This is a genomic window from Nocardia sp. NPDC052566, from assembly GCF_044547285.1.
Classification (GTDB): domain Bacteria; phylum Actinomycetota; class Actinomycetes; order Mycobacteriales; family Mycobacteriaceae; genus Nocardia.
Genome location: NZ_JBIUAF010000001.1, coordinates 247,710 through 260,209, shown reverse-complemented (window position 1 = coordinate 260,209; position 12,500 = coordinate 247,710). Strand labels below are relative to the sequence as shown.

Below are 12,500 nucleotides of genomic sequence, written 5' to 3'. Positions count from 1 at the left end.
CGCGCCGTGCCGGCTCAGCGCGCCGGGATGGTGACCGGCAGACCCGAACCCGGCCAGCACTGGAAACCGACCGGCAGCGGCTTTCCGGAGTTGATCAGATCGAGGCAGCGGGCGACCAGGACGTTCGGATCGCGCGTCACCGAGTCGGCCAGAATGCGATTCGCCTCGGCCTGTGCGGCAGCGGTCTTCTGCGACTCCTCCGCGATCCGGGTATTGGCGATCTGGGCCTGGTAGGCGTTGATCTTCTCCTGGGTCTGGGCATCGAAGTGGACGATGGAGATGATCACGTTGAGCACCTCGATCTGGCCGCTGATCTTGTCCTGCAGTTTCTTGGTCGCGGTGGCGGACAGATCGCCGAGCTTCGGGCCGTCGGCGGCGTCGCGCGACAGCGGGTTGTAGGTGGCGAACACCTCGTTGAGGGTCGCGTTGAGTTCACGGGTGACCAGCGAATCGCGAATGTTGGCGTCGTTCTGGTAATCCCGGAACAGCGTGTCGCCCGCCGAAGGCACGATGCGCCACCGGATGGTGTTGTCCGCGCAGGCGGTGGAGTTGTTGGCCAGGCGCACCGGCGAGCCGCCCGCGCATTTGCCGTCCGCGAAACCGCCGACCTGGCTGTCGGTGCGAATGGTGCCGTTGAGCTCGGGCACCTTCTGCCACGGCCACTTCACGTGCAACCCGTTGGACAGGGTGCCGACCGGCTTGCCGAACGACAGGACGATGCCGACGTTGCGGGTCGACACGATGGTCACCGAGGCCAGTACCAACAGCAGTAGCGCGAGCAGGCCGGTGCCGAGCGAGGTGAACGCGATCGTCGATTTGTCATCGCTGTAACGCATCTTGTGCAACGCGTACAACGCGGCGATCGAGATGAGCGCGAAGAGGATGGAAAACAGCAGCAGCCAGGGCACTTTGGGCCTTCCTTCGGATCGGCGGATGCACGTGAGGTCAGGATGCAGTGCGCAGCTGAAGTTTTCGTGACATTCGCCGAACCGACCGGTGCGCCTTACGCCCTGGCGCGCTGTGTCGTCACGCGCGTGCGCGCTGTGCCGCGTCGACCACGTGGCGCATCAGCAGCGCGGTGGTCACCGGGCCGACGCCGCCGGGGACCGGGCTGAGCCCGGATGCCTTGCCGCGCACCGACTCCGCGTCGACATCGCCGACGATGCCGCCGTCGGCGGCCTCGTTGGTGCCGACATCGATGACGGTCGCGCCCTCGGCCACATGCTTACCGGTGACCAGTCCGATCCGGCCCGCCGCGGCGACGACGATCTCGGCCGACGAGGTGATGGCGGCCAGGTCGGCGGTGCGCGAATGGCACACCGTCACCGTCGCGTCCTCGGCCAGCAGCAGCTGGGCCAGCGGCTTGCCGACGATATTGGAGCGGCCGACAACCGCGACATGCCGACCCGACAGCGGGATTCCGTGATGCTTCAGCAGTTCGACCACCGCCTCGGAGGTGGCGGGCACGAAGCCATCGAGACCCGCGGCGAGCAGCCCGAGCGACAGCGGGCTCACCCCGTCCACATCCTTGGTCGCCACGATCGCGGAGCTGACGTCGTCGAGCGTGATGCCCGCGGGCAGCGGGGTCTGCAGCATGATCGCGTCGGTGGCGGCGTCCGCGCCGCGGGCGGTCAGCTCGGCGCGGATGGCCTCCACGCCGGCGTCGGCGCCGAGATCGACGGTGTCGCAAGCGATACCGAGCCGCTCGGCGGCCTTGCGCAGTGAGTTCACGTACCAGGCGCTCGCCGGATCGTCGTTGGCGACGACCAGGGCCAGGCGCGGGGCGGCACCGGTCTCGGTGAGCGCGGCGGCGCGCTGCTTGGTATCGGCATTGATGGCGGCGGCGAGTTCCTTGCCGGTCAGCGAAACGGTATCCACGTTGACACACCCTATCTGGGCCGCCGCTGCGTGCCCGCCAGCGCATCCCCACCGGTTCGCCCGGTTTGCCCTGATCGTGAAATCGGCCCGCAGAATCCGCCCGGCAATTGCGGGCCCGCGACGGTCACCGGCCGTATCGTGTTCAGTGCTGTACCTGATCTGCGGTGCTCACGGCCCCCTTCACGGTGACGCTTCACTGCCTGCCCCGGGTCCGTCGTGCACACCGCGTGCTCCACGGCTAACTGCCAGCTGACCTACCGAAAACCCCGTTTCATGCGTGGAAAGGTGTCATCTGTAGTGAACATCTCGCGGCATTGGAAAAGTCTGGTCGCCACCTCCTTCGCGGCCATCACCCTCACCGGACTAGCCATCGCGCCCGCCGAGGCGGCGCCGAACACCGACGCTCTCTACAACTCCGCCCAGCGCAACTTCACCGACGGCAACGACAACGCGGGCCGCAACGATCTGCGCGCACTGATCGGCGCCGATCCGAGCGACGCCGAGGCACTGTCGCTGCAGGCCATCTGGTCGCACTACGCCAACGATCTGCCCGCGCTCGCCGATGCGATGGCCCGGCTCAACGCCGTCGACCCGCGGATGGCCGCCGGGACGAACAATGTGCTCAACGCGGTCGGCGCGGCGGCGGGCACACTGCCGAACCCGATTCCCGCCCTCATCGGCCCGCAGACCGGCATCGTCGTGCTCGGCTACGGCCTGCTGCCCGACGGCGCGCTGCGCCCCGAGCTGGTGAACCGGCTGGAGGCGGCCTGGCTGCAGGCGGTCGCCGCGCCGCTGTCACCGGTGATCGTCACCGGCGGCAATCCGCAGAACGGCATCACCGAGGCCGAGGCCATGCGCGCCTGGCTGGTCGGGCGCGGCCTGCCGGTGAACCGGGTCAGCGTGGAGAGCCGGGCCGGGTCGACCGTGCAGAACGCGCTGTACAGCACCAGGCTGCTGCAAGAACTCGGCGCGAACAGCGCGGTCGTCGTCACCTCGCCGAACCATATCCGCCGCGCCGTCGCCGACTTCATGGTCGCGGGCACCAGGGTCGTCGGCGCGACCACCTCGCTGGACCAGCTCGTCTCCCAACTCCCGCCGCCGCCCCGCCAGAACCAGCGCGGCATCTACCTGGACGCCACCCGCACCTTCCAACTCTCCACCTCCCGCTAGCCCGCGATCAGAGGTAGTCGAGATCCGCCGAGCGCCGTCGAATGGCCGCCGATTATGGCGTGTCACACAGCCATTCGACTGCGCTCAGCGACCACGCACAGCATTGCAACGCCGCGCCCGCATTTCGCTGCTGGTTGGCGCGCGGCAGCACAGTGCCGACGCGGCAGTGCGATGCGGGCACGGCAGTACGGGTGCAGACACGGCGGTGCGATGCGGACACGGCAGCACAACGCGCACGCAGCGGCGGGGATGCGGACGCAGCAACACAATGCGCGCGCTCCGGCGCAGTGCGGGCGCAGCCATGCCGCGTGCGTGACACCCAGGTCCCCGGTTCGGTGCAGTGCGGGCTCGGCGATGCGGTGCGGGCGCGGCAGTGCGGGGGGTCATATTGGTTGGTGTTGTGGGGGCGTGAGCTGGCAGGATGCGGCGGGTGATGGCAGCGGAGAGTGTTGAGGTGGTCGCGCGGTTGCGGGCGGCGGGGTGTGTGTTCGCCGAGGACGAGGCGCGGTTGCTCGTCGAGGCCGCGGCCGAGACCGGGGCGGATCTGGACGAGTTGGTCGCACAGCGGGTCTCTGGAACGCCGCTCGAATATCTCGTCGGGTGGGCCGAATTCCACGGGCTGCGGGTCGCGGTGGCGCCCGGGGTGTTCGTGCCACGGCAGCGCACCGCGTTCCTCGTCGACGAGGCGATCGCGCTGGCGCGCGGCATCGCGCGGCCGGTGGTGGTCGACATGTGCTGCGGCTCTGGCGCATTGGGGCTCGCGGTGGCGACCACGCTACTGGCCGAAGGAGTTCCGCTGGAGCTGGCCGCCGCCGATATCGAACCGGCCGCGGTCGACTGCGCCCGCCGCAACCTCGCGCCGCTCGGCGCACCGGTCTACCAGGGCGATCTTTTCGAGGCGCTGCCCCCCGAATTGCGTGGCCGCATCGACATTCTGCTCGCGAACGTCCCGTATGTGCCCACCGAGATGATCGCGCATATGCCGCCGGAGGCCCGCGACCACGAACCGCACGTCACCCTCGACGGCGGCGTCGATGGCCTGGACGTGTTCCGCAGGGTCGTCACCGCCGCATCGGCCTGGCTCGCGCCCGGCGGCCACCTACTGGTGGAATCCAGCGAAGCACAAGCTCCCTTCGCCGCCGCAGCACTCACCGACCACGGATTCACCCCCCGCATAGCCGAATCCGACGAGCATTACGCCACCATCGTCATCGGATCCCGCTGACACCACCAGCACCACCCCAGCTGAGCTGCCCCAATAGCACATCCGTCGCATCCGCCGAGCGCAGTCAAAAGGCCCCTGTTCACGGTGTGTCGCACAGCCATTCGACTGCGCTCGACGGAATTCTCGATCTCGAGAACAGCACCACGGCCAGATGACCGGGCTGGAAGCCCGGAACATGCACCTGGCTCGAGTTCCAAGCCGGGGACGGCACCCAACGTGCCCAGCACTGCCCGGGTAAACCCCTTGCCGCCGAACATCATTCAGGTCAGTAACCCCCGAGGCGGTCAAGCCCCGTACACAGCCAGCCGTCGAGCGCAGTCGAATGGCCCCCTGTTCACGGCGTGTCAAAGGGCCATTCGACTGCGCTCGGCGGATCTAGTTCTTGCGGCCGGTGAAGGCGTCCATGGAGTGGTAGACGCCGACGGAGTTGAGGAACAGGTCGCGGAGTTTGATGGGGAGCAGGCCGGAGATGGCCTTGTTGAGGCGGGAGGTCCAGGGCAGGATCACCAGGGGCGTGCCGTTCTTCATTTCGCGCCATGAGGTGTCGACCACGTCGTCCTGTTCCAGGATCGGCGTGAACAGGAATCCCTTGGCGCCGTCGAACATTCCGGTGTTGATATAGGTCGGGCACACCGTGGTCATGGTGACGTGGTCGTGCCCGGCCTGTTCCAGTTCGATGCGCACCGAATCGGACCAGCCGAGCGCGGCCCACTTCGATGCCGCGTAGACGCTCATGCGCGGATTGGACACCAGGCCCGCCGACGAGGCGATGGTCAGTACCCGCGCCTCGCCGGTCCCGGCGACCATCGCGGGCAGGAATTCCAGCGTGATGTACATGGGCGCAAGGGAATTGATCGCCATCGTCTTGTCGATATCGGCGCGGTCCTTCGTTTCCCAGAAGTAGGCGTTGCCGCGCACGATGCCCGCGTTGTTGACCAGGATGTCGATATCGCCGACCTCGGCGCGCACGGCCGCGCCCGCCTCGGCGATGGCGGCGGGCGCGGACACGTCGACCACGTAGTGGTGGACAGTGCCGCCGAGCGCGGTGAGTTGGGCGGCGGTGTCCTTCAGCGCGGGCTCGTCGACATCCCAGAGCACCACCGCGGCCGCGCCCTCGCGCACCGCGCGCTCGGCGAACAGCTTGCCGAGGCCCCTGGCGGCACCGGTGACCAGAACCTTCTTACCCGCAACCGTTTTCATGCGTACCGATCCTTCGAGTTGTCGTTTCCGGCTGATCACTTCTGACGAATCACTTCTGACGCAGCGTCTTCATAACGCCGAAGTAGAGCGTCATGGTCTTGGCCCACAGTTCCTCGGACATCCACGGCAGCGGCGCGATCGGCAGTACCCGCTGCACCGCGATGGTCTGGGTGTCGATGTATTTCAGCAGGCCCTCGGGTCCGTGCCTGCGCCCGGTGCCGGAGATGCCGAGGCCGCCCGACGGTGCGTCCGCGCTGCCCCACGCCGCGATGAAACCCTCGTTGACGTTCACCGATCCGGCGTTGATGCGCGCGGCGACGGCGCGGCCACGCGCGGTGTCCTTCGACCACACGCTGGCGTTGAGGCCGTAGGGTGTGTCGTTGGCCTGCTCGACGGCCTCGTCGTCGCTGCCGATCCGGTACACCGAAACCACCGGGCCGAAGGTCTCCTCGCGGTACACCGTCATGCCGGGCCGCACACCGGCGAGCACGGTCGGTTCGTAGAAGTAGGGGCCGAGGTCGGGCCGGGCGCGGCCGCCCGCAAGCACTTTCGCGCCCTTGGCGACGGCGTCGTCCACGTGCGCGCTGACCGTGTCGATCTGGCGCTGGAAGGTCAGCGAGCCCATATCGCTGGCGTAGTCGAGCCCGCCGCCGAGCGTCATCGCCTCGACGTGCGCGACGAATTCGCCGACGAACGCGTCATAGACGGTGTCGTGCACATAGATTCGCTCGATCGATTCGCACAGCTGACCGGCCGAGGCGAAGCAGGCGCGCACCGCGATCTTCGCGGCCCGCGCCACGTCGGCGTCGTCGAGGACCAGCAGCGGATTCTTGCCGCCGAGTTCGAGCGAGTAGCCGATGAGCCGCTCCCCCGCCTGTTTGGCGATGGTGCGGCCGGTGGCGCTGGAACCGGTGTAGTCGACGTAGTCGGCGCGGGCGATCACCTCGCCGCCGATCACCGAGCCGCGCCCGAGCACCGCCTGCCACAGCCCGCGCGGCAGGCCGGCGCGCTCGGCGGCGTCGATGGCCCACAGCGCGGTGAGCGCGGTCTGATTGTCCGGGCGCGCCACCACGGCATTGCCCGCCATCAGCGCAGGCAGCGCATCGGAGGCGGCGAGCGCGAGCGGATAGTTCCACGGCGAGATCACCGCGACCACGCCCTTGGCGCGGTGGCGCACATCGACCTGGGTGAGCAGCGGCAGCACGCCGCGCGGTGTGCGGGTGGCGAGCAGCTTCTCGGCGACCGAGGCGTAGTACCTCGCGTTCACCGCCACATCGCCGACCTCGTCGAACGCGTGCACTCGGGACTTGCCGGTCTCCAGCTGGACGATGTCGAGGACAGCGTCCTGTTCGCCGAGCACGATGTCGTGGAACCGGCGCAGGATCGCGGCGCGCTCGCGGACCGGGCGCCTGACCCAATCCTGTTGCGCGCGGCGCGCGTTCGCGAAGGCGGTGTCGATATCGGCGGTCGAGGACTGGGGCAGGTCGGCGATCTTGCGGCCGGTGGCGGGGGCGAACACCTCGACCGACGGCGCGCCGCCGGCCACCGCATGGGTGAGCAGCGAGCGCACCAGCTCGGCGGGCAGTACCTCGGGTTCGGTCAGCTGCTTGGCGGTGGTCATGGCCGGACCTCTCCTCGGTCTCGATGCCCAGTCATTTACTGAACACTGGTGTTAGATTAATCATCGTGCCCGACCACGTGTCAAGGCGGCTGCCTCCGGCTTCGCTCCGGCCCGGCGCGAGCCGGACTCCGTCCGCCGCAGCTGCCTCCGGCTTCGCTCCGGCCCGGCGCGAGCCGAACTCCGTCCGCCGCAGCTGCCTCTGGCTTCGCTCCGGCCCGGCGCGGGCGATCGACGGACTGCGTCCGGCTGCGCACTAGGGTCTCCCGTGTGCGACACAGATATGTCCGAGTTCAGGTTGTGAGGCGTCACGATGCCCGCTGAACCGGCGACCGCACGGCGCGGCCGCCCGCCGCAGACCCGGGAGCAGGCCGAAGAGGTGCGCGCCCGGATCGTGTTCGCCACCGCGGAGGTGTTCACCCGGCACGGCTCGCGCGGACTCAGCGTCGCGCAGATCATCGAGCAGGCCGGGCTGGCCAGGCCGACCTTCTACCGCTACTTCGCCAATGCCGCCGAACCGCTGCACGCGGTGCTCACCGCCTCGAACGAGGGGCTGGTCGGCGGCATTCGCGCGGCACTGACGGGTACCGACCAACCCGTCGAGCTCGGCATCCGGCTCATCGACGCCTACCTGGATTGGGCGCGGGGCCACGGCGCGATGCTGCGCCCGCTGTTCGCCGAACTGCACGATCCGGCCTCGCCGGTCTCGGCCTACCGGGAGCGCGCGCTCGACGATATTCGCGCGCTGGTCCGCGAAACCTTCACCGCGCTCGGCCGTCCCGTACCCGCACCGCTGGATATCGATGCGGCACTGCATGTCTGCGAGTACCTCGTCTACCGGATCTCGGCGGGCGCGGCGCCCGGCACCGAACCGGACGCGGAAACCGTTGCCGCCGCACGGATCACGATGATCCGGGTACTGCTCACCACCCTCGGCACCAGGGCCGACCTCACCTACGCGCTGGAACTGCCCGGCCTGTTTCCCGCCTGAGGGGTGCTACCCGCCGGGCCATCCAGGGATGGGTGCGCTCGAGTGCGCCGAGGCGGCCGAGCAGTCCGTCGACGACGCCGCAGGCCATGGCGAGCAGCTTGCGGGCTTTGTGCCGCTCGAACAGCGCGATTGATACCAGATTCCGCCACACCTGCATGTTCAGCCCGAGCAGGTCACCGCGTTCGCGCGCGTGCCTGGTGGTGAAGTAGACGCAGTTCCTGGTCTGGTAGTAGCGCCTGGCCGGCGGGTAGTCGAAGACGCCGACCTGTTTGCCGAGCACCGTGCGGAATTCGAGATCGCCGATCCGATGCCGCATCAGCACAGCGGTATTCACCACGATGCCGACATCGTTGCGCGCCGCGCGGTGGCAGAAGTCCCAGTCGAGGTAATCGATGAAGTACCCCTCGTGGAAGCGCCCGACGGCCGCCCAGGCCGCCTTCGTGATCATGGTGCCCGAGGACACCAGGAAGTCCGAGACCACCACGTCGTCGTTCGAGCGGGCCGCGATCTCCTCGACGGTGACGATGTTGTTGCCGAGAACGAAGACTCCCGAGCTCATCTCGTGGATCACCGGCCCCGCCAGGAAGGGCCGTGCGTCGGGCGGCCTGGTCGCCAGCATGTCGGTGAAGTAGCCCGGATCCAGGACCGAATCCTGGTCGAGGATGAAGAAGACCTCGGCGCCGCGGCCCGCGAGCAGGTCGATGCCGCGGTTGAATCCGCCGCCGAGGCCACCGCTGTTGGCGTTGCCGATCAGGTGGATTCCGGCCGCCGCCACCCGCGCGTGCCAGGCCGCGGATTCCGGCGTGTTGTCGACGATGCAGACGTGCGGGCACCGTTCGGTGAGCGATATCGCGTGTGCGACATCGGATTCCGATGGATACCAGGTGACGATCACGGCGCCGAACTCGGTCATCGAACCAGCTCCGCGCGGCCCGCCGGAGCCAGTGCGGCGATCTCCCGCCGCACCGAGGCCAGCAGCGGGTTCTCGTCCGCGCCGCCACCGAGATGTCCGATGGTGATGCGGCCACCGAACGTGTAGAACATCAGCAGCGCCGCGGGCGAATCCGCCGCGGACAGCCGGGGATGCGCGAGCTGGAATCCGGTCTCGAAGTCGAGGACGTCCAGCGCGGCGGGAGTGTTGATCACGCCGAGGTTGGTCAGCGAAAGATGGCCCGCCAGACCGTGTTCACGCTCGGCGCCGTAGACGTCGGGAAAGTGCAGGACCGACTGGTGGATGATGCCTGCGGCGAGCTCGTCGCGGAAGCGGCCGGAAATCCGATGCGCCAGTTCCAGCACATCGGTGCGGCCATCGATCTCGGCGGCGAAGCAGGCGGTGGTCGCCATGGTGGTTCCGGCGGCCACGGGCACCGGCGGATCGAGCCGGTCGCGCAGATCCACCGCGTACAGCGCGCCCACCGGTACCGGGCCACCGGCGAATTCCGGCGTCCGGACCGCCCACGCGCGCATCAGCACCGCGGTCACGACGCTGTTGATCGTCAGTCCGTAGCGGCGGCTCAACGCGCTGATCGACGCGGTGAGGTCGTCGTCCAGCCGCAGGCGCGCCGGTCGCACCAGTACGCCACCGAGCGGTGGGCCGCTTGGGATCTCGGGCGTGGCATCGAAGGGCCGCAATACCGCCGCCAGCCCCGATATCGGACCGCGCTCGATGCCGTGCGTGGCGACATGCCATTCCAGCGACTGCGGATAGTCGCGTCCGTCACCGGTTTTCGCGGCCGCTGCCGGATCCGTATAGAAATCCCACAGCCTGCCGTACAGCTCCATGAGGTGCCGCGCGTCCGCCACGGCGTGGTGCACGAACAGCGTCACCCGCGAACGCCCTTCGGCCAGTACGACATCCAGGTATGCGAGCTGCGCGGCCGGATCGGTCGGTCCGGCCGGATCAGCCACGGTGTCCACGTCGCCGGTGCGCACCCAGGCGCCGACGCGCGGTCCCGCCGCGCGTTTCACCAGTAGCCCACGCCCGCGGGCATCCTCGACGATCCGGCAGGTCAGCACCGGATACACCCGCTGCAGCGTGGTGAACGCCGCCGAGAGCACCGCCGGGGCGAGTTCGCCCGCGACCACCATGGTCCACCAGCCGAACAGGCCGCTGCCGACGAAGCGCTCCTCCGACGGCGCCAGCCGCCGCACCAGATCATCAGCACCCCAGGACATTTCCCTACCTCCCACTACCACGTCACCGGCATCCACTCGACACCGAACGCCGACGTCGCGCCCTTGTAGCGCAATTCGGCCGCGGGCACCGCCAACGCCAGCCCCGGCAGACGGGCCAGCACCGAGCGCAGCACCAGTTCGACCTCCAGGCGTGCCAACCCCTGGCCGAGACACTGATGCGCGCCGAATCCGAAGGCCAGATGCCGTTTGTCGCCTTGGGCGAGGTCGAGATCATCGGCGGTGGCGAACACCCCGGGATCCCGGTTGGCGATGCTGCACGCCACCACGATTCCGTCACCGGCCCGGATCCGCGCCCCGGCGATATCGATATCGGCCGTCGCCACCCGGAAAACCGAGTCGACGATGGTGAAGAAGCGCAGCAGCTCGTCCACGGGACCGGCCAGTTCGCCCTGCGCCCGCATGAAGCGTTCGCGCAGTTCGGGTTTCAGCAACAGCGCGAGCACGCTCAGCGCGATCTGATTGGCCGTGGTCTCGTGCCCGGCGATCAGCAGCAGAAAGGCGTGCGAGATCAGCGTTTCGCGCCGGTAGTCGCCCCGCTCGCGCGCGGCGCCGATGTAGCGGCCGATGATGTCGTCGGTGGGCGCGGCTTCCTGCTTCGCGACCAGTTCGGTGAGGTAGCCGTGGACCTCGGTGAACGCCGCGATCCGCTCGTCCGGTGCGATCGTGGTGTCGATCAGTGCGGGCGTACGGGATTCGAAATAGGTGTGGTCGGCGTACGGGACGCCGAGCAGCTCGCAGATCACCCGGGACGGCACCCGCAGTGCCAGCCCGGCCACCAGATCCGCCGGTTGCGGACCGGCCATCAGCTCGGTGATCGCCTCGTCGACGATCGACTGCACCCTGGGCGCGAACTCGCGGATCCGGCGCTGCTCGAACTCCTTCTTGAGCTCGTTGCGGGAACGGGTGTGCTGGGGCGGGTCCATCGACACCAGGAACGGATCGTCGCCGGAGATCAGCGCGGGCGACGAATCCTGGTCGAACGACGGGAAATTCGGATGTGCGCGGTCGGCCGTGATGCGTGCGTCCGTGAGCAGCTTGCGGCCCTCGCTGTGCCGCGTCACGACCCAGACCTGCTTGCCGTTCGGCACTGTCGCCCGGTGGATCGGCCCGGCGGCGGCCATCTTTCGATACGCGTCCGGCAGCGCGAAGGGATCGTCGCGGACCACCGGCAGCCGCCACTCCTCGGGCCCTCCGTGGTTACACAGGCTGCCTCCTCCGGGCCCTGACTCGGTCATGCGACCCCCTCGATCTCGACGAGCAGATCCCTGCGGCAGATGTCGACGTTCAAATAGACGATCTCGGCGTCCGGCGCGAACACCGCGCCGCACTTGCGCCGCACCATCGCGAGGTGTTCCCGGTGGCGGACATACACTTTCGCGCGCCGGATCGCCGAGAGCCGGTAGCCGTGCCCGATATCGTGCGCGCGCAGATTCTCCGCACCGACGAGCGCGCGGATGTTGTCCAGCGCGATCTCGCATTGGCGTTCGACATCGCCCGGCGCGACCGTGGCGTGCCCGAGGATGCTCGCGGTGCCCGAGATGAACAGCGACTCCGTGCCGGCGCCGCCGTGCGCGAGGTGGGTGGCTCGCGCGAAGGTCGGTGGCCTCGGGCCGTATTCGCGCGGGTAGTGGTAGGCGGGCACCTGCCGGGGGTTCTCGATATGGATGACCGGATCCGAGCGGCTGCTCAGGAAATAGCAGACGATCCCGGCGCCGCGTGACCCGACACCGGTGGCGGCCGGTATCCGCTTGTCATGGGCGGCAAACGCTTCCGAGCGGCCGCGGCAGAAGTCGCGATAGATCTCCAGCCCCTCGCCGTTGTCGTCGTTGATTCCGGCGATGTAGTTCCACATGCGGAAAAGGTTCGGATAGCCCTGTTCGTCGGCCAGTTCGAATGCCGCGGCATACATCGCGCGGGTCCGCTCGCGATAACCACCGGATCGTTCGATGCGCCCGGCACAGAACATTCGCTGGCCGTCATGCGAATACACCAGCTCGCCGACCCGGCCGGAGATTACCGTGCCACCGGTCGACCACAATTCCCGGAAGCGGTTCGCGTCCGCACCGACCCGGATCGGGACATGCGGAATACCTTCCCGCAGTTCCGGCCGGCCCTCGTTCTCACCGAATTCGACCACGGCGAGCAGATTTCCCTCGTGCACCGGCGAATGCGCGCTCGCATAGTCGCAAGCCAACGCCGATCGGACTTCTAACACAGAACAC

General features: G+C 68.5%; 11 protein-coding genes. 3 read left to right on the top strand and 8 right to left on the bottom strand.

Translation table 11 applies throughout. The annotated features are described in order from the left end of the window. Positions 1-14: 14 nt before the first annotated feature. Positions 15-908, bottom strand: a complete 894-nt coding sequence (locus ACIG5A_RS01145; RefSeq protein WP_397236353.1) for an SPFH domain-containing protein — start codon at positions 906-908, stop codon at positions 15-17. Between the two features lie 118 nt (positions 909-1,026). After that, positions 1,027-1,878, bottom strand: coding sequence for a bifunctional 5,10-methylenetetrahydrofolate dehydrogenase/5,10-methenyltetrahydrofolate cyclohydrolase (locus tag ACIG5A_RS01140; RefSeq protein ID WP_397236351.1), 852 nt, complete (start codon positions 1,876-1,878; stop codon positions 1,027-1,029). Between the two features lie 297 nt (positions 1,879-2,175). On the opposite strand from ACIG5A_RS01140, the gene ACIG5A_RS01135 reads away from it, so the two are divergent. Then, complete coding sequence (locus ACIG5A_RS01135; protein WP_397236349.1) at positions 2,176-3,048, top strand: YdcF family protein; 873 nt, start codon at positions 2,176-2,178, stop codon at positions 3,046-3,048. A gap of 433 nt (positions 3,049-3,481) precedes the next feature. Continuing rightward, the gene (locus tag ACIG5A_RS01130; RefSeq protein ID WP_397236347.1) at positions 3,482-4,273 is read left to right on the top strand and encodes a putative protein N(5)-glutamine methyltransferase; all 792 of its coding nucleotides are present in this window, start codon (positions 3,482-3,484) and stop codon (positions 4,271-4,273) included. 375 nt (positions 4,274-4,648) lie between these two features. Here ACIG5A_RS01130 and ACIG5A_RS01125 read toward each other — a convergent pair whose 3' ends face one another. Further along, a complete protein-coding gene (locus tag ACIG5A_RS01125) occupies positions 4,649-5,473 on the bottom strand; it encodes an SDR family NAD(P)-dependent oxidoreductase (RefSeq protein WP_397236345.1) in 825 nt (274 codons plus the stop codon). Between the two features lie 49 nt (positions 5,474-5,522). Beyond that, a complete protein-coding gene (locus ACIG5A_RS01120; RefSeq protein ID WP_397236343.1) occupies positions 5,523-7,094 on the bottom strand; it encodes a succinic semialdehyde dehydrogenase in 1,572 nt (523 codons plus the stop codon). Positions 7,095-7,404: 310 nt separating this feature from the next. On the opposite strand from ACIG5A_RS01120, the gene ACIG5A_RS01115 reads away from it, so the two are divergent. Next, positions 7,405-8,082: a TetR/AcrR family transcriptional regulator gene (locus tag ACIG5A_RS01115; protein ID WP_397236341.1), complete on the top strand. Its 678-nt coding sequence runs from the start codon at positions 7,405-7,407 to the stop codon at positions 8,080-8,082. Here the strand turns inward: ACIG5A_RS01115 and ACIG5A_RS01110 are convergent. The 4 genes from ACIG5A_RS01110 to ACIG5A_RS01095 are packed head-to-tail and all read right to left on the bottom strand — an operon-like array spanning position 8,042 to position 12,493. Further along, positions 8,042-8,995, bottom strand: a complete 954-nt coding sequence (locus ACIG5A_RS01110; RefSeq protein ID WP_397236339.1) for a hypothetical protein — start codon at positions 8,993-8,995, stop codon at positions 8,042-8,044. The two genes, ACIG5A_RS01115 and ACIG5A_RS01110, sit on opposite strands and share 41 nt — an antisense overlap. After that, positions 8,992-10,257 carry an acyltransferase gene (locus tag ACIG5A_RS01105; RefSeq protein ID WP_397236337.1) on the bottom strand — a complete coding sequence of 422 codons (1,266 nt, stop codon included), beginning with the start codon at positions 10,255-10,257 and terminating at the stop codon, positions 8,992-8,994. The genes ACIG5A_RS01110 and ACIG5A_RS01105 overlap by 4 nt, the downstream gene beginning before the upstream one ends. A gap of 14 nt (positions 10,258-10,271) precedes the next feature. Beyond that, positions 10,272-11,513, bottom strand: a complete 1,242-nt coding sequence (locus ACIG5A_RS01100) for a cytochrome P450 (protein ID WP_397236335.1) — start codon at positions 11,511-11,513, stop codon at positions 10,272-10,274. Continuing rightward, a complete protein-coding gene (locus ACIG5A_RS01095) occupies positions 11,510-12,493 on the bottom strand; it encodes an FkbO/Hyg5 family chorismatase (protein ID WP_397236333.1) in 984 nt (327 codons plus the stop codon). The genes ACIG5A_RS01100 and ACIG5A_RS01095 overlap by 4 nt, the downstream gene beginning before the upstream one ends. Positions 12,494-12,500: the final 7 nt, after the last annotated feature.